General features: G+C 38.1%; 15 protein-coding genes. 2 read left to right on the top strand and 13 right to left on the bottom strand.

Going from position 1 to position 24,053, the window contains the following annotated elements; all coding sequences use genetic code 11:
- Positions 1 to 4: 4 nt before the first annotated feature.
- The 13 genes from hemW to AAFQ93_RS05420 form a co-directional block, all read right to left on the bottom strand.
- Positions 5 to 1,135 carry a radical SAM family heme chaperone HemW gene (gene hemW / locus AAFQ93_RS05480; RefSeq protein WP_223140800.1) on the bottom strand — a complete coding sequence of 377 codons (1,131 nt, stop codon included), beginning with the start codon at positions 1,133 to 1,135 and terminating at the stop codon, positions 5 to 7.
- An 86-nt stretch (positions 1,136 to 1,221) separates the two neighbouring features.
- Positions 1,222 to 1,617: a YtxH domain-containing protein gene (locus tag AAFQ93_RS05475; RefSeq protein WP_223140799.1), complete on the bottom strand. Its 396-nt coding sequence runs from the start codon at positions 1,615 to 1,617 to the stop codon at positions 1,222 to 1,224.
- 15 nt (positions 1,618 to 1,632) lie between these two features.
- On the bottom strand, positions 1,633 to 2,016 hold the full coding sequence (locus AAFQ93_RS05470; protein WP_153224907.1) for a DUF948 domain-containing protein: 384 nt from the start codon (positions 2,014 to 2,016) through the stop codon (positions 1,633 to 1,635).
- Position 2,017: 1 nt separating this feature from the next.
- Positions 2,018 to 2,806 carry a prolipoprotein diacylglyceryl transferase gene (gene lgt, locus AAFQ93_RS05465; protein WP_375554879.1) on the bottom strand — a complete coding sequence of 263 codons (789 nt, stop codon included), beginning with the start codon at positions 2,804 to 2,806 and terminating at the stop codon, positions 2,018 to 2,020.
- The gene (gene hprK, locus AAFQ93_RS05460) at positions 2,799 to 3,734 is read right to left on the bottom strand and encodes an HPr(Ser) kinase/phosphatase (protein WP_375554878.1); all 936 of its coding nucleotides are present in this window, start codon (positions 3,732 to 3,734) and stop codon (positions 2,799 to 2,801) included. Before hprK ends, lgt begins: the two co-directional genes overlap by 8 nt.
- A 136-nt stretch (positions 3,735 to 3,870) precedes the next feature.
- Positions 3,871 to 4,833, bottom strand: a complete 963-nt coding sequence (locus AAFQ93_RS05455) for a hypothetical protein (protein WP_375554877.1) — start codon at positions 4,831 to 4,833, stop codon at positions 3,871 to 3,873.
- A gap of 64 nt (positions 4,834 to 4,897) precedes the next feature.
- A complete protein-coding gene (gene rpsU, locus AAFQ93_RS05450; RefSeq protein ID WP_000048054.1) occupies positions 4,898 to 5,074 on the bottom strand; it encodes a 30S ribosomal protein S21 in 177 nt (58 codons plus the stop codon).
- 602 nt (positions 5,075 to 5,676) lie between these two features.
- On the bottom strand, positions 5,677 to 6,384 hold the full coding sequence (locus AAFQ93_RS05445; RefSeq protein ID WP_049548279.1) for a glucosamine-6-phosphate deaminase: 708 nt from the start codon (positions 6,382 to 6,384) through the stop codon (positions 5,677 to 5,679).
- Positions 6,385 to 6,601: 217 nt separating this feature from the next.
- Positions 6,602 to 8,611, bottom strand: a complete 2,010-nt coding sequence (locus tag AAFQ93_RS05440; RefSeq protein WP_375554876.1) for a Cna B-type domain-containing protein — start codon at positions 8,609 to 8,611, stop codon at positions 6,602 to 6,604.
- Positions 8,612 to 8,896: 285 nt separating this feature from the next.
- Positions 8,897 to 19,117: a Spy0128 family protein gene (locus AAFQ93_RS05435; protein WP_375554875.1), complete on the bottom strand. Its 10,221-nt coding sequence runs from the start codon at positions 19,115 to 19,117 to the stop codon at positions 8,897 to 8,899.
- 410 nt (positions 19,118 to 19,527) lie between these two features.
- A complete protein-coding gene (locus tag AAFQ93_RS05430; RefSeq protein ID WP_375554874.1) occupies positions 19,528 to 20,163 on the bottom strand; it encodes an SGNH/GDSL hydrolase family protein in 636 nt (211 codons plus the stop codon).
- A 1-nt stretch (position 20,164) separates the two neighbouring features.
- The gene (locus AAFQ93_RS05425; protein WP_375554873.1) at positions 20,165 to 20,992 is read right to left on the bottom strand and encodes an HAD family hydrolase; all 828 of its coding nucleotides are present in this window, start codon (positions 20,990 to 20,992) and stop codon (positions 20,165 to 20,167) included.
- Positions 20,993 to 21,013: 21 nt separating this feature from the next.
- Positions 21,014 to 22,333 carry a CapA family protein gene (locus AAFQ93_RS05420; protein WP_375554872.1) on the bottom strand — a complete coding sequence of 440 codons (1,320 nt, stop codon included), beginning with the start codon at positions 22,331 to 22,333 and terminating at the stop codon, positions 21,014 to 21,016.
- Positions 22,334 to 22,493: 160 nt separating this feature from the next.
- On the opposite strand from AAFQ93_RS05420, the gene def reads away from it, so the two are divergent.
- Both def and rlmB read left to right on the top strand, forming a co-directional pair.
- Positions 22,494 to 23,105, top strand: a complete 612-nt coding sequence (gene def / locus AAFQ93_RS05415) for a peptide deformylase (RefSeq protein ID WP_001272935.1) — start codon at positions 22,494 to 22,496, stop codon at positions 23,103 to 23,105.
- Positions 23,106 to 23,149: 44 nt separating this feature from the next.
- Positions 23,150 to 23,878, top strand: coding sequence for a 23S rRNA (guanosine(2251)-2'-O)-methyltransferase RlmB (gene rlmB, locus AAFQ93_RS05410; protein ID WP_248034622.1), 729 nt, complete (start codon positions 23,150 to 23,152; stop codon positions 23,876 to 23,878).
- The last annotated feature ends 175 nt before the right edge of the window (positions 23,879 to 24,053 follow it).

The following is a 24,053-nucleotide window of genomic DNA, read 5'->3' as shown; positions in this document are numbered from 1 at the left end:
AATTTTACTCCAATATAAATCGTTCTGCTACTGTATCTCCTAAAAAGAGACCTCTCTTAGTCATACGAACACGATCACCATCAAGCTGCATGAGACCTTGTTGAATCAAGTCTTTTACGGTATCACCATAAAGTTCCTGGAAAGACCGTTCGAATTTTTCTTCAAATCGTGCCATGGAAACTCCTGACTTCTTGCGAAGGCCAAGAAACATCTCTTCTTCCATTTGTTCCCTTTGACTCAGGTGCTCCTCATTGATACGAGCACTCCCCTCTTCTACTGCCTTTAAATAATGGCGGATTGGTCCATGGTTTTTATAGCGAACACCGTTTACATAGCCAGACGCACCTGCACCTATACCATAATACTCAGCATTATCCCAGTACATAAGATTGTGACGACTTTCAAAGCCAGGTTTTGAAAAATTTGAAATTTCATAGTGCTCAAAGCCAGCTTTTTCTAGCTCTGCAATGATATACTCAAACATCTCTGCTTCTAATTCTTCCTTAGGAAGAGGTAATTTCCCGCGTCTCATACGGTTCATAAAGACCGTATGATTTTCCAAAATCAAGCTATAGAGGCTCATATGAGGAATATCAAGGGCAATAGCCTTGACAACATTATCCCTAACCTGGTCCATGGTTTGGCCAGGAAGTGCATAAATCAAGTCAATGGAAATATTATCAAAACCAGCTAGTTTAAGGCGATCGATATTTTCATAAATATCCTTTTCAGTATGACTACGCCCAATCTTTTTCAGCATTTTGTCATCAAAGGTCTGAACTCCTAGTGATACACGATTAACTGCAGAATTTTGCAAGACAGCAATCTTATCAGCATCCAGGTCACCAGGATTAGCCTCAATGGTCAACTCTTCCAACATTGATAAGTCCAGATTTTTAGTCAATCCTTCTAACAAAACTTCCAATTGAGAAGCAGACAAGGCTGTCGGTGTCCCACCACCAATATAGAGTGTACGCAATTTTTGAATATCATAAGAATGAAATTCTTGCAGTAGATGCTCTAGATAGCTGTCTACTGGCTGATTTTTAATAAAGACTTTTGAAAAGTCACAATAATAACAAATCTGTGTGCAAAACGGAATATGCACATAGGCTGATGTCGGTTTCTTCTGCATAGTATTTATTATACCACAAAGAGTTCACTCAAGAAAAAAATCACCATTCTTGATTTTCTAGAAAACCAAGAAATGGTGACTCTATGTTAATTTTCTTGAAGTTCGATGACAATTTCTTGACCATTTTCTTTTTCTTCTACAACCACTTTCTCTTCCAGTTGTGATTTAAAATGATTCAAGGTTTCTTTTGAAGCTTCAGTCGCTTGTTGAGCATGATATTTTGCTTTATCAAGAACAGTGTCAAGAGTAATCTCCCCAGATTCAATCTGCTCTTTTGTTTTAAGAACAAACTCTTTGGTTTGTTCTTTGACATCCGTTAATTTTTCACAAATCTGCTCTTTAGCATACTCAGGATCTTCTTTTAGATCTTCTAAAAATTCTTGTGCTTGGCTTCTAACTTGTTTTCCTTTGTCACTTGTTAGAAACAAGGCAGCTGCAACACCTGAAACAGTTCCTAAAAGGATAGATGATAGTTTTCCCATTATTCAACTCCTTTTTTATTTTTTAAAAAATTTACTTGCAACACGAATAGCAGACAAACCTGCGCCTGTTTTCAAAGTTTTTGAGCCAGCAGATGATGCCTTTTTGCTCAAAACACGCGCTTGATCATTAAGGTCTGATACAGAAACAGAGAGGTCTGCAACAGCTGTAAAGAGGGGATCAATTGTAGCAACTTTGACATTGATATCATCAACAAGAACGTTGACCTTTGTAAGCAATTCATTTGTTTGATGAAGAGTTACATCTACATCTGATGTTAAAGTTTTAACAGTTTTTTCAGTTTCATCAATTACACGACCAACTTTTTGAAGGGTAATAATCAGATAAACTAAAAATACAACCAAGGCAATTGCCACAATAATATAAGCAACTTCTAACATTTTAATTCCCCTTTTCTACATTATAAAATGGTGCTTTTTTCCGATTTTGATAAAAGATGATATAAATACCAAGGCCAATCAATAGCGCGGACAACCACTGGGATACTCGGAGTCCAAAGAACATGAGACTATCCGTACGCATACCCTCGATAATCATACGTCCAAATCCGTACCAAATTAGGTAAAAGGCAGTGATATGACCACGACGGACACTCTTTAATCGACGTCTAAAAATGACAATCAAGGCAAAACCGATCAGATTCCAGATAGATTCGTATAAGAAGGTTGGTTGTCGATATGAGCCATCAATATACATCTGATTCTTAATAAAACCAGGTAAATAGTCTAGATTGTCAACGACTGCTCCATAAGCTTCTTGGTTAAAGAAGTTTCCCCAACGCCCTAGACTCTGAGCAATCATGACGCTAGGAGTCGCAATATCTAAGAAATCCCAAGTATTGATTAATTTGCGGTCAGCAAAGATATAGAGAACAATTGCGCCAGTAATTAAACCACCGTATATGGCAAGACCACCATTCCAAATAGCAAAAATCTCTCCCAGATGTTGACTATAATAATCAAATCTAAAGATGACATAGTAGAGTCTAGCACCAATGATAGATAAAGGAAAGGCAATTAAGATGAAGTCCAAAATATCATCAGATAAAATCTTCTTTTTAGGCGCTTCTTTACTGGCAAGATATACCGCTAAAACAAGACCTGTAACGATGCAAAGCGCATACCATCTAACAGCTAAAGGACCAATTTGAAAAGCGATTGGATCAATCATTTTTCACCTCGTTCTTTGCAATCAGATTTGTCAATCTTTCTTCAAACAAGCGAGTAGCATCAAAGCCCATTTCCTTAGCACGATAATTCATCGCTGCTGCTTCGATAACTACAGAAATATTACGTCCTGTTTTTACAGGAATGCGGATACGTGGAATGGATACTCCAGAAATCTCCAATTCCTCAGCATTATTGCCTAGGCGATCAAAAGTCTTTTGCGTGTCATAATTTTCAAGATAGACAGCTAACTGAACTTGTGAAGAATCCTTAACTGCGCTGGCACCATAAAGACTCATCACATCTATAATACCAACACCACGAATCTCAAGTAAATGCTTCAAGATTTCAGCTGGTTCACCCCAGAGAGTCATTTCATCCTTAGCAAAGATATCTACACGATCATCAGCCACCAAACGGTGTCCTCGTTTCACGAGTTCTAGACCTGTCTCACTCTTACCAATACCACTGTCTCCCTGGATTAACACACCCATACCATAGATATCCATCAAGACACCATGTACACTTTCACGCTCAGCCAAACGAGAATCTAGGTAACTTGACAATTCCCCAGACAGACGACTTGTTGCTGTACGGCTCGTTAAAATAGCGATTTTACATTCTCTAGCAGCCTTTAGCATTTCCTCTGGAACTACTAAACCACGCGCAACAATAACTGCAGGTGTTTCCGGTTGGAACAATTTCTGCAAAATATGGTAGCGATTATGAGAAGACATGCTAATCAGATAAGACCACTCTTTCATCCCCAGTAGTTGAATCCGCTCTGGGGTATAGTAATCAAAATAGCCTGTCATTTCGAGACCTGGACGACAAATATCGCCTGTATTGATTTCTTTTTCAAGTAATTCTGGCTCACCATAGACAATGTCTAGTCTGAGCTTATCAATCACTTCTTTGACTAAAACCGACATAATTTTCTCCTTCAATCGAGTTCTCCCTACTATTATATCAAATTGTAGTAGGAAGTTTATGTTTTTAACAGTGTTTGGGGTATTACTTTAAAATTAATTATAAAAAGCTTCAATAAGTACGTCTTCTAGTACTTTGTTAAATTAGTTGAGCCAAATCTACCGCAAATCGATCAACATCTATGACCAAATCCCTTCCTGATTTTTCTATGTAAATTCTTGGAAGTTCTTTTGTGAGTATTCGGTTTGCATCAGCCATATCTTGTGGATAGACATAGAACTGTTGGCCCTGTGGAAACTGATTTTGAACTTGCCATTCTTCAAAGTCCCTCAAAAAACTCTTATGAGATGGCATCCTGACTGCTTCAAACAAGGTATGATCAAAGAATCTTAACAACCGATAAAGACCATGAACCTCATCAGCAAAGCATTTATCAATCTTGTCCCAGGGATAACCCCGTCTCTGATAAGCACGACATAAGTTTTGTAAAGCCATGCTTATCCCATCTACATCCTTTTGTACCAAACTTATAAAGTACCGAACAGAAAATTCTTCCATACCTGTTCTTTTTTTCTTCTCTAAAAACTGTTGTGCCAGTATGAGAGCCTCAGACAATCTGTCTTCATCTTGATAATAAAGAGCATATAACAGATTGATGACATTTTCTGGATAATAGGTTCCTTTCAATAAGGGTAAGTCTTCTGGAATGAAAGATGAAATGACTGAAAAATCATTACAAGCAAAACAGTTAAATAATCCTCTCAAAATTCCAGCTGTATAGATTGTCCCACTTGCAAGCAAACCGCCTTTAATTAACTCTACTCTTCCTGTTTGCCACAAAGCATTATTTAACAGATTATAGTCTCCATCTAAAAATGATACATAATATGCAAAATACTTGATATCATCTAACAATAAACTACTGTACAACTTTGTCCTTAAAATATCATCGGACATTACTTTCGAATTGTTCAAATACTTCTCAAATATTTTTTGGTTCGACTCTTCAAATTCTAGCAAATTTATCGGATCAGAATAATAGCCCCAATCTTTAAAATGATCTTCACGCATCTTTTGATATTCTTTTACATACTCTCTCATAAGAACCACTTTCCTCTATCTACTGTATAAAAAAAGACTAGACAAGTCTAGCCTTTCTTATTAATTAGAATTTTTTACGTTTACGAGCTGCTTCTGATTTACGTTTACGTTTTACAGAAGGTTTTTCATAGAATTCACGTTTGCGTGTTTCTTGAAGAGTACCAGCTTTAGTAACTGCACGTTTGAAACGACGAAGAGCATCGTCAAGAGATTCATTCTTACGTACTACTGTTTTAGACATTTTTTTCACTCCCTTCAAGTTCAAGATCTATTCTATTTTACACGGAATAAATAAAATTGTCAAGAAAAAAATGAAATTCTCCCAAATCATTCAATTTAAATTTTACAAAATTTTCCCTTACACCTAACCTAGTTCCCCACTTATAAAAATCATTCCAGACGGCCAAATAATTCATTTATTTCACACTCAATGGAATCTAGATATTCCCGATAATCTGACGGTAAATCAGAAATGGTATACAGATCCTGACTATCAAAATGCCAGACAAGATGTTTAAGTATCTGCTCTTGAATAAAATGTAAATCCTTTAGTTGAGCTAAACTGATAGCTTATATCTTTGCTAAATACTGACAAAAAGTAGAAAGTGCAGAACAATCAAATTTGTCTTCTTCATATCAATACCTATAACATTTCTTTTTCAAGAATTGATAATTCTCAAAAAATGAAGATTATATATTCTTCTTTTCAAGGGAAAATCTATCATACACCCTACTATTAGGACTATTGTACCACTTTCAGAAAAACTGTATTCATTTTTGAACATATCCAGATCAAAAAACCACCCAATCCATAGGATCGAATGGTCTTTAATGAAAAAAATCTTATTTCTTTAACAAGCTGAGTGCTGCTGCATCTGCGATAATAGTTACATCTGGATGGTTTTGCAGGCTGCTTGCTGGAAGACTTTCTGTCACAGGACCTTCAACAGTTCCAGCGATAGCTTCTGCTTTTGATTCCCCATAAGCAAAGAGAAGGATAGATTTAGCATCCAAAATATTTTTAATCCCCATTGAAATAGCTTGTGTTGGAACATCTTCAATCTTCTCAAAGAAGCGCGCGTTAGCTTCGATTGTAGACTGGTCAAGCTCTACAAGGTGAGTTTGGCTATCAAATGGTGTGCCTGGTTCATTAAAGCCAATATGACCATTGCGACCAATTCCTAAAATTTGTAGGTCAACTGGATGGTCAGCAAGAATTTGGTTGTAGCGTTCTACTTCTGCTTCTGCATTATCCTTGACACCACGTGGCAAGAAACTTTCTTTAAACGGTTTCTTGTTAAATAGATTTTCTTGCATAAAGTAACGGTATGATTGAGGATTATCCCCATCAAGACCTACGTATTCATCCAAGTTTACACTTGTGAGATTTGAAAAATCAAGATCGCTATCAACGATTCGTTGGTAAAATTCCAGAGGGCTACTTCCTGTTGCAAGCCCTAATGTTTGTGCACCGTTTTCCAATTTTTCTTTTAAGATATCAAAAGCAACTTTTCCACCTTCAATTGGATTTTCCACTTGAATAACTTTCATAATTTTGTCCTCCATATTCTTTATTTCATTATATGGTATAGACCAATTTTTGTCAAGTGAAAACGGTTTATTTTTGTTGGAAATATAAATATACTAAACAAAGCAATTAAGAGTTCTACCCTTAAACAAAAAAAGAGAGGAGTTTGACGTCCTCTCTTAAATCTTATATCAGAAATACTTCCTGATTATATTTTAGAAAATGATTCTTTTTCTTATACTATTTTTTACGTTTGGCAACCAAACTCAATCCAACTAAACCAAGTGCTACTCCTAAAACGATTAAGACTGTAGTTTTCTGTTCACCTGTTTTCGGTAACTCATTAGCCTTTTTCTTTTCAGGCGTTGACGATGTTACTGGTGCTGGAGGTGTTACTGGGCTTGGAGGTGTTACTGGACCTGGAGGCGTTACTGGACCTGGAGGTGTTACTGGACCTGGAGGTGTTACTGGACCTGGAGGTGTTACTGGGCTTGGAGGTGTTACTGGACCTGGAGGCGTTACTGGACCTGGAGGTGTTACTGGACCCGGAGGTGTTACTGGACCTGGAGGTGTTACTGGACCTGGAGGTGTTACTGGACCCGGAGGCACTGGTGGTTGATAAGTATTAATCAAGACTAGGTTCGTTTCGTTTTCTCGAACTGTTTTTGATACATATCCCTCAGGAACATTGACCTCACTAATTGTATAGCTAATCATTTTTCCTGCTATATATTTCGGAAGATTTGTAAAAGTATGAGTCCAATTATTATCTTCGTTTAAAATAACTTCTTGCCCTACTTTACTTCCATCAGCATAGAGTTGTACCTTAATGCTATTTGGGCGTTTTCCTGCTTTATTATCAGCATCATCCCATATTTTCTTACCTTTTATACTTGTAGTTCCTCTGTAAATATTGGTAAATGTAGTTTCCTCTTCACCGTAAGACACTGTTCCCTTTTTGATACCATCATCATCCGTTACTGTTACAGTAACCTTTAGTTCATGGCTATCATAATCGTAATTATCAGTGCTTTCAGGAAGAACTTCACGAATGATATAGTTGTAAACTCCTTCTTTTTTATACTTAATAGCATTGAAGGTTACACTTCCATCTTCAGCATTTTTTACAATTTGAAGAGGTTCACTAGGGTTTGCAGCATCATAAAGTGCAAAGTTAAACTGATCTTTTTCTAGTGTTTTCCCTTTTAAAGTTTTGTGAGCCTTTAAGATAACTGATTCTGATTTTTCAGCGTTACCAAAACCTGACCCCGACTCTAGACGGACTTCACGTACCATACTACGTGTCTTAAAATTTGTGGCAGACCATGCCAAATTATTCGATACTAATGAACCTGCAGGAACTCCATCTGGTAATTTAGTAGAGTATTCAATATACATTGCCCAATGATAGTTATCTCCAAATGGAATCGTAAAGCCTGTGATTCCTCCTTGAGCATTTTTAGTGAATACTGCCTTGTTTGAAAAATTATCTGATGGTTCTAACGTGAGAATATGAGCCTCATTACGAATTTTTGTAGGTTGTGTATCATAACGAACAGCTCTAAATGATTCAGGAATTAAGGTTTGTCCATTACCAAAAGTATCCGTAATTGTCATCCCACGAATCATATCTTGATTGGCATTCAAGAGAATACGCCACTTAATAATACTTGGATCTGTATCATCTTGATAACCGTATTTCATCTCATAGTCGCCTGCTTCACCACTATCTTGTTTGTACTTGAAGCTATAAGTCTTATGACCAATGGTAACAGTAACTGGTTGACTCTCCTTAACAACTTCTCGATTAATAGTTAAATTAAACTGTAAAGAAAGCTCTTTATTCTCAGGTCTCTTAGAAAAATAATCTGTAAAAGTTACCGTCACTTTTCCTGCACTAGGATCTGTATGAGCAACACCAACCTTCGTACCCTTACTATTTGTAACGTCAAAGGTCAAATTTGTAATCAATCTGAGCTCTCTAGGAATATCTAAAATCAATTGATCATTCTCATAGATATTCTGATTATCTGGAAAAGTTAATTGATAAGTTGCGATTAAACGTTCCCCAGCAATAACTTCCACATCATCACTCAATTCAAGGCCAGATCTCTCATGAATAATCTTAGTATCAAGATTATAACCCGTCACCGAATCCGCTTGAACTGTTTTTGATAATTTAACTATTGATAAGCCTATTAGCAAAAACATTAAAAAAAATGTTAAACATTTAGACAATTTATGCTTCATAATAACCTCCTTTACGATTAGAAAACATTTGATTATCTAAGTATATTATATCATACTTATTTAAAAAATGTACAATCACTAACCATTTGTTTAATTAATTTTAAAGTTTTATATTTATTCAAAGTTTTCGGTTTCTTAAATATATTATAAAAACAAAAAGAGAGGCATTAACCTCTCTTCTTGCGATTACATACACTTATTTAATAAATGTATAACCAACTTTAGAATATCTTTTGTTTAGATACTCAAAGATAAATCTTGATTCGTTCTAGAAACCTAGAAACATTAAGCTTCATCTTCTTTTTTGCGTTTTGCAACCAAACCTAGACCTACCAGACCAAGTGCAGCACCAAGTGCAACAAGTCCAGATTTAGATTGTTCACCAGTGTTTGGCAACTCAGGACCTTTAGGTTTTTCTGGTGTTGGTGGTGTTACTGGTGTTGGTGGTGTTGGTGGTGTTGGTGGTGTTGGTGGTGTTGGCGGTGTTGGCGGTGTTACCTTGTTGTTAAACTCAGTATCTTCAGGCATTTGTGAAGTAAGAGTCAACACTTTACCATCCTTAGTTACAGTAACTCCAACAGTCGCTACCATCTTATCGTACTCAACTCCAGCCTCTGTACCTTTCACTTCTTCTACATGATAGATATAAGTACCTTCTTGACCACGTTTGAATTCAAGAGCTGAGAACTTGATCTTACCTTCAGCATCATTACTTACGGTTTCAATCACGTTACCATCTTTGTCTTTCAATACGAAGCTGAATTCACCAGCTTTCAACGCACGACCTTCCAATTTCTTCGTGAAGTTGAATTCAACTTTCACTGGGATATTAACAACACGTTTCTCAGTTGGTTTTTCTGGTTTTTCAACTGATTTCTTAGTTGGATCATATTGGTGAACAATTTGAGAAGCTGTATTTTCAATATCTACACCTTCTTTAGCAGTTCCCTTGATACGTGCTGGAATATCAAACTTGTAGTAACGTCCAAATGCTAATTTAGTAGTGTCGATTACTTGAGTATTTTCTGCATCTCCAAGTGACTTAGTCAAGTCAGCCTTAGATGTAGCAGTAATGACACCATCCACAATTGAGATATCAAACTTAGCTGTTACATCTTCACCAGTTACTGAATCATAAGCCTTAATTTCAGATACGTTAACATCCAAGTTTTCGCTGTCATATTTATCTGTAATACCAACAGATTGAATATTGTGAGCTTCAGTGAATTTAGTTGTATCAAGCCATACTTGGTAAACAACCTTATCACCCTTATGGAGTGTTTGAGTATTGATATTTTGCTTTTCATTATTATCAACTTTGTCCACGTATGGATCTTTGTTGGTATCAGCTACTTTATCAGTCAACTCTTTATCATCATCAAGGAGTTTATTTCCAGTGATATTAAATTTCTCTTCATTAAGAATATATTTCTCTGGATTGAACTCAGGAGTTTCTGGTGGAGTCACCTTGTTGTTGAACTCTTTGTCTGCTGGATCAGTTACGTTAGTGATGAGAGCTTTCGCTGTTCCGTCATGTTTCACTGTAACTGTTACATTCGCTTTCATGGTGTCGTATGTAACGGTTGCGTCTGTTCCTTTAACTTCTTCTACTGTGTAGTTGTGTACGCCTTCTTGGCCTTTCTTGAACTCAAGTTTAGAGAACTTAACGTTACCAGCCGCATCATTGCTTACAGTTTCAAGAGTATTACCTTCTGAATCTTTAAGAACGAAGCTGAATTCGTTGGCTTTAAGCTCACGACCTTCCAAACGTTTAGTGAAGTTGAATTCCACTTCAACTGGTACGTTGTTTACACGTTTTTCAGTTGGTTTTTCAGGTTTTTCAACTTTCTTAGTCGTTGGGTTGTAGTAGTTAACTACTTGAGCCGCAGTATTTTCGATATCTACTCCGCCAGGTACATCAGCTTTATCAGTTTTAACTGTTGTTGGGATGTCGAACTTATAGTAACGTCCGAAAGCGAATTTAGTTGTGTCGATGATTTGAGTATCTTCTGCATCGCCAAGTGACTTAGTGAAGCCAGCTTTAAGGGTTGCAGTGATTACTCCACCTTCAACTGTGATGTCGAATTTATCTGTTACTTCTGCGCCTGTTACTGAATCGTAAGCTTTGATCTTAGTAGAATCAAGTTCCAATTTAGCTTCATCGTAGTCATCTGAGATTCCTACTGATTGGATGTTGTCCTTGTTAGCTGCGTCAAATTTAGTTGTATCCAACCATACTTGGTAAACCAACTTGTCGCCACGTTTCACAGTCTTGGTGTTCAAGTTTTGAGCTTCGTTGTTTGATGCATCGTCCGCATATGGGTTCGCATTGGTATCTGCGTACTTGTCTGCCAACTCTTTATCATCATCAACGAGCTTGTCGCCTGTGATATCGAATTTCTCTTCAGAAACAACGTATTTCTCTGGTTGGAACTTAGGCTCTTCTGGTGGAGTTACAACGTTGTTAAATTCTTTATCCGCAATGTCGCCTACAGTCGCGATAAGAACTTTAGCTGTTCCATCGTGTTTCACTGTAACTGTTACATTCGCTTTCATTGTGTCGTATGTAACGGTTGCGTCTGTTCCAGCTACTTCTTCTACTGTGTAGTTGTGTACGCCTTCTTGGCCTTTCTTGAACTCAAGTTTAGAGAACTTAACGTTACCAGCCGCATCATTGCTTACAGTTTCAAGAGTATTACCTTCTGAATCTTTAAGAACGAAGCTGAATTCGTTGGCTTTAAGCTCACGACCTTCCAAACGTTTAGTGAAGTTGAATTCCACTTCAACTGGTACGTTGTTTACACGTTTTTCAGTTGGTTTTTCAGGTTTTTCAACTTTCTTAGTCGTTGGGTTGTAGTAGTTAACTACTTGAGCCGCAGTATTTTCGATATCTACTCCGCCAGGTACATCAGCTTTATCAGTTTTAACTGTTGTTGGGATGTCGAACTTATAGTAACGTCCGAAAGCGAATTTAGTTGTGTCGATGATTTGAGTATCTTCTGCATCGCCAAGTGACTTAGTGAAGCCAGCTTTAAGGGTTGCAGTGATTACTCCACCTTCAACTGTGATGTCGAATTTATCTGTTACTTCTGCGCCTGTTACTGAATCGTAAGCTTTGATCTTAGTAGAATCAAGTTCCAATTTAGCTTCATCGTAGTCATCTGAGATTCCTACTGATTGGATGTTGTCCTTGTTAGCTGCGTCAAATTTAGTTGTATCCAACCATACTTGGTAAACCAACTTGTCGCCACGTTTCACAGTCTTGGTGTTCAAGTTTTGAGCTTCGTTGTTGTTAGCTTGGTCTACATATGGATTTGTATTTGTTTCTCCATATTTATCAGTCAACTCAGAATCATCATCAAGAAGTTTGTTATCAGTGATTGAGAATTTCTCTTCATTCAAGACATATTTCTCTGGTTGGAACTTAGGCTCTTCTGGAGGAGTTACACGGTTGTTAAACTCTTTATCAGCGATGTCGCCAACAGTTGCCACAAGAACTTTAGCTGTTCCGTCGTGAGAAACAGTTACTGTTACATTCGCTTTCATTGTGTCGTATGTAACGGTTGCATCTGTTCCAGCTACTTCTTCTACAGTGTAGTTGTGAACGCCTGCTTGTTCTTTCTTGAATTCGATAGCTGAGAACTTAACGTTTCCAGATGCATCGTTACTTACAGTTTCAACAACTTTACCTGTTGAATCTTTAAGAACGAAGCTAAATTCGTTAGTTTTAAGCTCACGACCTTCCAAACGTTTAGTGAAGTTGAATTCTACTGATACTGGTACGCTGTTCACACGTTTTTCAGTTGGTTTGCTTGGTTTTTCAACAGTCTTGCTTACTGGGTTGTAGTAGTTTACAATTTGAGCCGCAGTATTTTCGATGTCTACTCCACCTTTAACGTCAGCTTTAACAGTTGCTGGGATGTCAAACTTGTAGTAACGTCCGAATTCGAATTTAGTTGTGTCAATGATTTGAGTATTTTCTGCGTCTCCAAGTGACTTAGTGAAGCCAGCTTTAAGAGTTGCAGTCATCACACCGTTGTTCACAGTGATATCGAATTTATCTGTTACTTCTGCGCCTGTTACTGAATCGTAAGCTTTGATCTTAGTAGAATCAAGTTCCAATTTAGCTTCATCGTAGTCATCTGAGATTCCTACTGATTGGATGTTGTCCTTGTTAGCTGCGTCAAATTTAGTTGTATCCAACCATACTTGGTAAACCAACTTGTCGCCACGTTTCACAGTCTTAGTATTGATGTTTTGAGCTTCGTTGTTTGATGCATCGTCCGCATATGGGTTCGCATTGGTATCTGCGTACTTGTCTGCCAACTCTTTATCATCATCAACGAGCTTGTCGCCTGTGATATCGAATTTCTCTTCAGAAACAACATATTTCTCTGGTTGGAACTTAGGCTCTTCTGGTGGAGTTACAACGTTGTTAAATTCTTTATCCGCAATGTCGCCTACAGTCGCGATAAGAACTTTAGCTGTTCCATCGTGTTTCACTGTAACTGTTACATTCGCTTTCATTGTGTCGTATGTAACGGTTGCGTCTGTTCCTTTAACTTCTTCTACTGTGTAGTTGTGTACGCCTTCTTGACCTTTCTTGAATTCAAGAGCTTTGAACTTAACGTTACCAGCCGCATCGTTACTTACAGTTTCAACAACTTTACCTGTTGAATCTTTAAGAACGAAGCTAAATTCGTTAGCTTTAAGCTCACGACCTTCCAAACGTTTAGTGAAGTTGAATTCTACTGATACTGGTACGCTGTTCACACGTTTTTCAGTTGGTTTGCTTGGTTTTTCAACAGTCTTGCTTACTGGGTTGTAGTAGTTTACAATTTGAGCCGCAGTATTTTCGATGTCTACTCCACCTTTAACGTCAGCTTTAACAGTTGCTGGGATGTCAAACTTGTAGTAACGTCCGAATTCGAATTTAGTTGTGTCAATGATTTGAGTATTTTCTGCGTCTCCAAGTGACTTAGTGAAGCCAGCTTTAAGAGTTGCAGTCATCACACCATTTTCAACCTTGATATCGAACTTGTCTGTTACATCTGCTCCACTTACTGAATCGTAAGCCTTGATAGCTGAAGCATCTACATCGACTTTCGTTTCATCGAAGTCATCAGTGATTCCTACAGATTGAACGTTGTCCTTGTTAGCTGCGTCAAATTTAGTTGTATCCAACCATACTTGGTAGTAAAGTTTTTGACCACGTTTAACAGACTTAGTATTGATGTTTTGAGCTTCGTTGTTGTCAGTTCCATCGACATATGGATTTGTATTTGTTTCACCATATTTATCAGTCAACTCAGAATCATCATCAAGAAGTTTGTTATCAGTGATTGAGAATTTCTCTTCATTCAAGACATATTTCTCTGGTTGGAACTTAGGCTCTTCTGGAGGAGTTACTGTATTGTTAAACTCTTTATCAGCTGGTTCGGTTACGTTAGCAACCAATGCTTTAGCTGTGCCGTCATGAGATACTGTTACAGTTACTTCTGCCTTCATAGTATCGTAAGTGACAGTTGCGTCTGTACCTTTCACCTCTGTTACAGAGTATGTGTAAGTACCTTCTTGACCCTTCTTGTATTTAAGGGCAGTGACTTTTTCACCAGCTTTATTTGTGTACTCTACCGGAGAGAATTTAATCTTACCATCTGCATCGTTGGTTGCAGTCGCAATCACAATATTGTCGCTGTCTTTCAACTCGAATGTAAATTCGCCAGCTTTAAGCTCACGACCTTCCAAACGTTTTGTGAAGTTGAATTCTGCAGTGATTGGTACAGAGTTTACACGTTTTTGAGTTGGTTTTTCTGGTTTTTCAACAGATTTGTTTACTGGATTATAAACATGAACAATTTGGTTGGCTTTATTTTCGATGTCCACTCCACCTGCAACGTCAGCTTTAACTGTCGCTGGAATATCGAATTTATAGTAGCGACCAAATGCAAATTTAGTTGTATCGATAACTTGTGTATTATCCGCATCACCCAATGATTTGTTTACAGAAGTCTTAGATGTTGCTGTAATGACACCATTTTCAACCTTGATGTCAAACTTATCAGTTACGTCATCTCCACTTTCACTGTCATAAGCTTTAATATCAGCAGCATTAACAGTTAATTTTTCTGCATCATAGGTATCAGAGATTCCAACAGATTGGATGTTATTTTTATCAGTGAAGTTTTTCGTATCCAACCATACTTGGTAAACTAGTTTATCACCACGTTCAACAGTCTTGGTATTGATGTTTTCTGCTTCGTTGTTTGAAGTTCCATCTGCGTATGGGTTAGCATTTGTAGCAGTGTACTCATCAGTCAATTCATCATCATCGTCTACAAGTTTTGTTCCTGTAATGTCAAATTTCTCTTTATTAAGAACAAATTTTTCAGGTTGGAATTCAGGTGTTTCAGGAGGAGTGATCTTGTTGTTGAATTCTTTATCATCAGTTCCTTCTGTTGATGTTCCATCAGCATTGACACCGCCAGTTGATGTTACGTTTGTTACAGTAGTCAAGGTGTGACCATTCTTAGCAACTTCAACTGTGACTGTTGCTTTCATAGTATCATAAGCCATACCAAGCTCTTTAGTAGATGGAATAACTTCTTCTACTGTATAAGTATGAGTTCCAACTTTAGTATTATCAAATGATAATTCAGAGAATGTTACAGTTCCGTCAGCTTTATTTGTTACTGTTTCAAGAGTTTGACCAGTTGAATCTTTAAGAACAAAGCTAAATTCGCCATCTTTAAGTTCACGACCTGCTAATTTCTTAGTAAAGTCAAATCTTGCAACGACTGGAGCTACATGGTAGTTATTGAACTCAGTATCATCCGGCATTGTAACATTAGCAGTCAAAATACCAGATGCAGCGTCTTTCGTTACATTAACTGTTACAACTGCATTCATTGAATCGTAGTCGATATTTGTATCTGTTCCAGCTACTTCACGTACAGTGTATGTATGTGAACCTTCGTTATCGTAAGAAATCGCGTCAAACTGGATAGTTCCATCAGCCGCATTTTTCTTAGTTTGGATGACTTTGCCATTTTCAACTAATTCAAATGTGAAGCCATCCTTCGTAAGCTCTTTACCTTCAAGTTTCTTAGTGAACTTGAATTGAGCTTGTGTTGCAGTTGGGGTAAAGGTATTGTTAAATTCTTTATCTGCTGGAAGTGTTGCTACAGCTGTAAGTGCATGACCTGATTTGGTAACAGTAACTGTCACGTTAGCCTTCATGGTGTCATAAGTCATACCAGCTTCTTTTGTTTCTGGGATAACTTCTTCTACAGTGTACTTGTGATCACCAACTTGAGCATTTGTAAATGTCAAGGCATCAAATTTAACCTTACCAGCGGCATCATTTTGTTTTGTTTGGATAACAGTGCCATCTTTGTCTTTCAATACAAAGCTAAATTCACCAGCCTTAAGTGTACGACCTGCAAGAGCTTTGCTGAAGTCAAATTGAGCTGTTACTGGTGCCACTACATGGTTGTTAAAGACTTTATCATCTTCACCAGTTGCTTCACCACCAGTAGAGGTCATTGCAGTTTTAGCTGACAAAAGACCAGTACTTGCATCTTTGGTTACAGTTACTTTAACTGCGATAGTCATTGCATCGTAGTCTACATCAGCTTTATCGCCTTTAACTTCTTTAACAGTATAGTTGTAGACACCCACTTGATCAAATGACAATTCGCTGAAGTTAATCTTACCATTAGCTTTATTTGTTACAGTTTCATTAACATTGTTATCACCAGTCAAAGTGAAGCTAAAGTCACCTGCATTCAAGTTACCATTTGAGAGTGATTTATCAAACTCAAGGTTTACTTTAACAGGAGCTGGTGTGAAGGTATTATTAAACTCTCTATCTGCAGGAAGTGTGTTTGTTGCTTTAAGAACGTGACCTTCTTTAGTAACAGTGATCGTTACTTCAGCTTTCATTGGGTCATAAGTCATTCCTGCTTCAGAACCTTGAACTTCTTCTACAGTGTACTTGTGAGTACCAACTTGTGTGTTGTCAAAAGTCAAATCATCAAAGGCTACTACACCTTCTTTAGTATTTGTCTTGGTTTGAAGGGTCTTACCAGTTGAATCTTTCAATACGAAGCTGAATTCACCAGCTTTCAACTCACGACCTGCCAGAGCCTTACTGAAGTCAAACTTAGTCTTAACTGGAGCTACAACATAGTTGTTGAAGACCTTGTCATTCTCACCCTCAGCATGACCACCTGTTGATGTATAGACTGCTCCAACTTCTAGTTTATCCTGAGCATTTTGTGTAACGGTAACTGTAAGAGTAACCTCCATACCATCATAGTCAACATTCGTATCCGAACCAGCAACTTCTGTAATCTTATAAGTGTAAGTACCTGGTTTTTCGAATGTTAGTTGGCTAAAGGTTGCCTTACCATTTTTGTTGGTAACAGTTTCTTGGTGTGTACCACCTTCTTGTTTAAGAGTAAAGCTAAAGTCACCGTCGTTCAAGGTACGACCATCAAGAACTTTGCTTACTTCAGGGGTGTAGGTTACTGGATCTACTTTAACATAGTAGTAGATAGGTTGTTTATACGGTACTAATGTATTGAGCAAGTCTACGTTTACACCGATTCCCTCTACTCCACGTTCCAATTGAGAGTTTGCAGAAGAGTGACCGATACCATCCCCCAAGAACGGTACAAATACTGTTTTCTTCGGTGTGTAACCTGCAGCTGTTTGGAAGCCAAACTTAACTTCTTTACCATTTGGATAGTTTACACCATTAGTATCCGTAAAAGCAATTGTATGAAGTGGTGTTTTCGTAACGACTAAGTCTTCTGTATTATACTCACCAGGTTTAATAGGTTTAGTCTCTGCTAGCAACATATAACCATCAGTACTTAATGAACCATCCGAGCGTTTGCTTTGTTGTTTTGGATCAAGAAGATAAACACGAACAACAACTGTTCCATCTTCACCGACAATTTCTTTGATTCGCTTAATGCCATAGCGGTCAGCATCCATAAATTTGCTACCAACTGTGTAAGGGCGAGAAGCGTAACCAGTCATGCTATCTGGATCCGCTTTTTGGTAAAGCTTGTAACCAGCAAATTTACGTTCACCAGAAGCAGTGAAATTTTGACCTTCTGTAGCAGTCAAGGTGTACTTAGCTAGTTCAACTTCATTTCCGTTTGCTACATAGTCTTGAACTGTTGTATCTGTTTTGTTAGCCTTGTAGGTAGAGTTTGACTTGTCTACAACCTTATAGTAAGTCGTTTTAGTCACTACCTTTGGAAGTTTGAAGTTACTGTCAGTAATCGTACGTCCATTGTAAGCAGGTTCTACGACGTTCATCACGTCAGTCGAAGTACGAGCATTATAAACGGCAGTATATCGCGCTTGTTCATCAGGAGTAAGTGTGTGTCCCGGTGCTACTAAAGATGTAATACTATCTCCAACTTTATAGCCGACTTGCAAAAAAGGCTCGTCAGTTTTATCACCAGCTGTCCCCTTACCTGCTTGGTAATCAATTTGGAAGGTCAACTCAGAATTTGACTTGGTTGCAGTTGTCGTAAATTGTTGAACACCACTAGTAGCAGTGATAGTCTTCGTTTCAACTACTGCACCAGTTGTCTTATCAATCAATTCCGCAACAGAATCAGTTGAGTCACTAAAGTTCTTATAGATACGAACGTAGTAGTTAGTATTGTAGCGTTCATTGAATTTTGTAAGGTCTAAGATACTAAATGTATAGTAATCTCCAGCTTTTCTTTCATAACCAGCAGGCACATTCTGTGATTTAACAGTTGCACCAGCAGGATCTGACATATCTGGATCCGCTACTTCACCGTCCTTAAGTGTAGCTGATGTTGCTATTGCTTCTGTATTATGGTCAGTTGCAGCACGACGGTTACGGCGACGACCACCATTTGTAGCCAAAGCGCCCGCATTGACAGTGTTCTCAGCTGCCAAAGCAAGTGTTTCTGTATCTACTAGTGGTTTTGCTTCAACATTTGCTGCACTAGCAGTTGTATCAAGGCTAGTTGCTTCAGCTACAGCTGAAAGTTCTGATTTAAGCTCAGATTTGTCCTCTGGTTTAGATTCAGTCTTTTCTTCTGCCTTAGGCTTAGTTGTTACAACTTCTTCTACTTTTGAAGCAGTTTCTGCTACTGGTTTAGAAGATTCTGGTTTTGCCTCAGGAATAACAGATGTTTTTTCCTCAGCTTTTTCAGCTTTTGTTTCTTCTGATTTTACTTCTTCAGACTTAACTTCAGGTGTTGAAGTTTCTAACGTAGCTTCTGAAGATTCGGTAGCAACTGTATTCTCCACGTCGGTGGCTGACTCTTTCGACTGATTTTTGTCGATGAGTTCAGTATTCTCTCCAGGATTTCTTTGTGCTACAATCTCAGCAGCATTTACAGCACTACCGTTAGCCATCATGAAGCTAAGGGTTGTTCCTAAGAAAACTGATGCGACACCAACTTTGTATTTTCTTAAAGAAAATCGTTGTTGCTCTCTTCTTATCATGTGATAAGCTCTCCTTTTTTAACATTTTAACTAATAATATGTAAGTTTATTGACTTTTTACAGAAAAGAAAATGGTCTTCCCCACATTACCAGTAACGCTAACAGTATACCATATCGTAGCCTTTTAAATCAAGAAAAACAGAATTAACATCATTCTCTTTTTGTAATTATTATTCATTTTTACGACAATTAATTCAACTTAAATTAATGTTTGTTGATGTCGTTTTTTTTATCCAATCGTATTATTACAACTTTTATATCTACATATCACCTTCATCCAATGATGTTTTCTATATAAAAAGCTCTAAACATTTAAATTAAATATTTTTTTATTCAATTCAAATGTTTAGAGTAAATTTTATTTTTGTAAAATTACTGATTACAAGATAGATATCTGATAAAGACTGATCCTAAAATATATATTTTCTTAAAATATTTGATAAAGCTTGATAACCAGAAACGCTGAGGTGAAGCCCATCCGTTGTGTAGTCTTCCTTGAGTTGTCCTTCCTGATCGAGTAGGTTCTCGAAAACAGGCACAAAGTCAACCTGCATATAGGCAGAGGCAAGATCTTGATAGGCTTGGTTCCAGGCCTTGATTTTCTCATTGGTACGAATATAAACTGTCTGCTTGAAGTCCGTACTCTCATTGACCGGCAAAATGGAAACTAGCTTTATCTGTGACAGTGGATAGTCGCGAGAAATGGTTTGAATCACGCTCTCAAGATTGTTTAGCGCTTCATTCATTGGAACATCTTTTCCAATGTCATTTGTCCCAATCAAAAGTACAATTTGATCCACTGCATCGCCATAAAGATGAGTATCAAGATTTTCTCGTAAAAGTCCCGTCTGGTAGCCTCGAATCCCTCGATTCACAATGGTTTTTGACGTTTCCAATAATTCTTGCAAGGGATAATATTCAATAATGGAATCCCCGATAAAAATGATATCTGGTTCAATTACCGAGATTTGATTAAGTTCACGATACTTGGTTTGAATTTTCTCTTGCTCTTTTAAGAGCCAATTCTCTAATAATTGTACTGCCAAGTTATTCTCCTTCTTCTAGCCAGTTTTCTAAAACTTGGTAAACACCTGCCTGACTGTTAGCTGGCGCTATTTTGGTGGCTACTTCTTTGACAGTCTCCTCTGCATTTTCCATCGCATAAGAAACACCTGCTAACTCTAACATTTCGATATCATTTTCACTATCACCAAAGGCCATAATTTGTTCAGGTTTCAAGTCCCAACGTTTGAGTAATTCTTTTAAGCCCCATGCCTTATGAATCCCATCTTGTAAGATATCAATACAGCCGTAGCCACTCGAAACAGCTCGAACATGACCATCAAACAAGTCATTGATTTCCTGTAAAACCACATCTGATCGTTCTTCTCCAACAACCATACTCATCTTGAGGACACCTCCAAAGAGACTGGAATCAAATTCATCAACAAAGTGCATTCGTTGATAGAATTTCTCTATCATCTCTGAAGTCATAAATTTATCAAGTTCTGTAAAAACAGTGCCTTCCTTGACAAATCCACCATTCATACCTGTTACAACAAACTGATCCTGGCACTCTCTGCCTTTAAAATGAGCTAAAGCTCTATCAACCATAGCATCATCCCAAGTCTGAGCTTGAATCAATTGATCATTTTCGAATATACGAGCGCCATTAGCAACCACGAGAACTACTCTATCTGCTAGATGTCCCAGTAATTGTCGCATTCGATGAACTTCATTTCCAGTTGCAATGACAAAACGAACGCCACGTTGATCTAACTGATCTAAAATTTTCTCTAGTCGAGGTAGGTCCAGTTGTCCTTGAGGATCCAACAAAGTACCGTCCATATCTGTCGCTATTATCTTAATATCCATCTTGCTCCTCTTTTAATGTCACTACCACTTCAAACCTACATGCTCGTTCATTTCTTTATAGGCTGTATCAATCCGTTCCTTGGTGGCCTCGTCTAACTGACTTCGGTATTTCCCGCCCTCTATAAAATCTTCCAAGATATAGGTTTGGTAAAGATAGAGTGGGTAGCCTTCTGGAGAATAGCCTCCCTTTGGAGTACGACTCACCCAACTTGGATGAGCTTGGGCCGTCTCGATAGTTGTTTTACCGGATTTCTTCTTAATGGTTACATCCATGAGGACTCCACGTTCCGTCCACTTGGCATTTTCAACATCCTGCATGGTTTCAATCCGTTGATTTGAGATAAAATTCCCCATAGAGTAGATGATAAGCTTTTTATCACCGTCTTTTTCAACCGTTTCAGCTGGTTCAACAACGTGAGGGTGACCACCAAAGATAATATCAGCTCCCCAATCAATCATTTTATGGTAAAGTTTCTTTTGCTCCTCAGTCGGCTCAATTTGATACTCAACTCCCATCTGAGGCATGATAATTGTAATATCTGCCTCCTTCTCTGCTCGTTCAATTTCAGCCTTCATTTTATCTTCGTCTAAGTCTGAAAGATAACGATTATAATCCTCTTGTGAAATGCTTTGTTCAATGCCGTTAAAACCATAGGAATAAGCTAAAATAGCAACTTTAATACCATTAACTTCCTTGATAACTAAAGGAGCCTTATCTCGTGATTCATGGGTATAGACCCCGACCGGTGTCATTCCTGCCTTTTCAATAGCATCTGCAGTTGAAATCACTCCCTCAATCTGAGAATCCAAGATATGATTGTGAGCCAAATCTAGCACTTGATAGCCTGCATCTTTTATAGCATCCATAACTTCACCAGGTGCATTGAACAAGGGGTATCCTGCAAGATAGTGGTCTTTATTTACAGTTCCTTCAAAATCACCAATGACTAAGTCAGCTTGCTTCAGCCAGGGTTTTACATACTCAAAATTTTCATGGAAATCATAGGTGCCGTCTGATTTTTTGGCTGAAATGTAGATAATGTCATGATAGAGCAAATCACCATTTGCCATGATACGCGCACTCGTTTCTTGTTCCGTCTCTGCATTCTTTGCCTGAGAACTTGACTCTTGGTGTGCGGAACTTGGATCACTACTGCTTAAAGAAATCCCTCGAGCTCCTTCCACTAATAAAGTAAGCATCATCGAGACAGCTACCGAAGCTAACAAGACCACAATAAAAGTGCGATTATTCCACTGCTTATAGTTCCTGAAAAACCGAACGGAATGTCTAATAGCTTGTAAAACGGGACCATTTTTTCTTTTTCTACTACGTTGTTCCATCATTTTTCTCCCATGATTTTAAAGTCTATTTTCTTACTCTATTATACCACAGACAAATAGGTATTTCCTTTTATTATATTATTTTTTAGCAACTTCTGTGACTTTCTTTCTCATCTGTTTTGTGTTATCATGTAATTGTAATAGAAGGAAAGGAAAGAATATGTCTGCTATAGAACGAATTACCAAAGCTGCTCATTTAATCGATATGAAAGATATTATCCGAGAAGGGAACCCTACTCTTCGTGCTGTTGCCGAGGAAGTCAGTTTCCCTTTGAGTGATCAAGATATCATTCTTGGAGAAAAAATGATGCAATTTTTGAAACACTCGCAAGATCCTGTTATGGCTGAAAAATTAGGTCTACGTGGAGGAGTTGGACTTGCTGCACCGCAGCTCGACATCTCAAAACGCATCATCGCCGTACTGGTACCAAATATCACTGAGGAAGGTGAAACTCCTCAAGAAGCCTATGATTTACAGGCTGTCATGTACAATCCGAAAATTGTATCCCACTCAGTCCAAGACGCTGCTCTAGGCGAGGGAGAAGGTTGCTTGTCTGTTGACCGTGCTGTTCCAGGCTATGTTATCCGCCACGCTCGAGTAACCGTTGACTATTTTGATAAGGATGGAGAAAAGCACCGCATCAAACTTAAGGGCTATAACTCTATTGTAGTTCAACATGAAATTGACCACTTAAATGGCATTATGTTCTATGATCGTATCAATGAAAAAGACCCATTTGAAGTTAAAGATGGCCTGCTCATTCTTGAATAAAGAAAATCCCGTTGCAAGACGGGATTTTGTGTTATAATGAAGATATGAAAACAAACGATATTGTCTATGGCGTTCATGCCGTCACAGAAGCTCTTTTAGCAAATACTGGAAACAAACTCTACCTTCAGGAAGATTTACGAGGAAAGAATGTAGAAAAAGTTAAGGAATTGGCTACTGAAAAGAAAGTATCCATTTCTTGGACTTCTAAAAAATCACTTTCTGAGATGACTGAAGGAGCTGTTCACCAAGGTTTTGTCTTGCGCGTTTCTGAATTTGCCTATACTGAACTTGAGCAAATTCTTGCTAAAACACGCCAGGAAGAAAACCCACTACTACTAATCCTTGATGGTTTAACGGACCCACATAATCTCGGTTCTATCTTGAGAACAGCGGATGCAACTAATGTTTCAGGTGTCATCATTCCCAAACATCGAGCTGTCGGTGTTACTCCTGTCGTAGCAAAAACAGCAACAGGTGCGATTGAACACGTTCCCATTGCCCGCGTTACCAATCTCAGCCAAACCTTGGACAAACTCAAGGATGAAGGCTTCTGGACATTTGGTACTGATATGAACGGAACTCCTTGCCACAAATGGAATACAAGTGGTAAAGTCGCCCTCATCATCGGAAATGAAGGCAAAGGTATCTCAAGCAACATCAAGAAACAAGTAGACGAGATGATCACCATTCCTATGAATGGTCACGTACAGAGCCTCAATGCCAGTGTTGCTGCTGCCATTCTCATGTACGAAGTCTTTAGAAATCGACTCTAATAAAAAGTGAGGTTGGGACAAAAGATCCCGACCTCACTTTTTATTAGCAATCAAACTTTGACGCGGTAGCTGATTGAACTTTTTGTTCGTCTTTTAAACTCCAAAAAGTTCTAATCATACCCGCGGGCTGGGACTACGAAATCGAGACTTTGTCTATCGATTTCTGTCCCACCGC

The sequence above is a fragment of the Streptococcus nidrosiense genome (assembly GCF_042140045.1).
Lineage (GTDB): Bacteria > Bacillota > Bacilli > Lactobacillales > Streptococcaceae > Streptococcus > Streptococcus nidrosiense.
This window is presented reverse-complemented; position numbering and strand designations above follow the sequence as displayed.

Bases quoted from the DNA above. Each gene is read 5' to 3' on its own strand.
- rpsU (WP_000048054.1), bottom strand. From the start codon at position 5,074: ATGTCTAAAACAGTAGTACGTAAGAATGAATCTCTTGACGATGCTCTT.
- AAFQ93_RS05435 (WP_375554875.1), bottom strand. From the start codon at position 19,117: ATGATAAGAAGAGAGCAACAACGATTTTCTTTAAGAAAATACAAAGTT.
- AAFQ93_RS05440 (WP_375554876.1), bottom strand. From the start codon at position 8,611: ATGAAGCATAAATTGTCTAAATGTTTAACATTTTTTTTAATGTTTTTG.
- AAFQ93_RS05445 (WP_049548279.1), bottom strand. From the start codon at position 6,384: ATGAAAGTTATTCAAGTGGAAAATCCAATTGAAGGTGGAAAAGTTGCT.
- def (WP_001272935.1), top strand. From the start codon at position 22,494: ATGTCTGCTATAGAACGAATTACCAAAGCTGCTCATTTAATCGATATG.
- lgt (WP_375554879.1), bottom strand. From the start codon at position 2,806: ATGATTGATCCAATCGCTTTTCAAATTGGTCCTTTAGCTGTTAGATGG.
- AAFQ93_RS05420 (WP_375554872.1), bottom strand. From the start codon at position 22,333: ATGGAACAACGTAGTAGAAAAAGAAAAAATGGTCCCGTTTTACAAGCT.
- hemW (WP_223140800.1), bottom strand. From the start codon at position 1,135: ATGCAGAAGAAACCGACATCAGCCTATGTGCATATTCCGTTTTGCACA.
- AAFQ93_RS05475 (WP_223140799.1), bottom strand. From the start codon at position 1,617: ATGGGAAAACTATCATCTATCCTTTTAGGAACTGTTTCAGGTGTTGCA.
- rlmB (WP_248034622.1), top strand. From the start codon at position 23,150: ATGAAAACAAACGATATTGTCTATGGCGTTCATGCCGTCACAGAAGCT.
- hprK (WP_375554878.1), bottom strand. From the start codon at position 3,734: ATGTCGGTTTTAGTCAAAGAAGTGATTGATAAGCTCAGACTAGACATT.
- AAFQ93_RS05425 (WP_375554873.1), bottom strand. From the start codon at position 20,992: ATGGATATTAAGATAATAGCGACAGATATGGACGGTACTTTGTTGGAT.
- AAFQ93_RS05470 (WP_153224907.1), bottom strand. From the start codon at position 2,016: ATGTTAGAAGTTGCTTATATTATTGTGGCAATTGCCTTGGTTGTATTT.
- AAFQ93_RS05455 (WP_375554877.1), bottom strand. From the start codon at position 4,833: ATGAGAGAGTATGTAAAAGAATATCAAAAGATGCGTGAAGATCATTTT.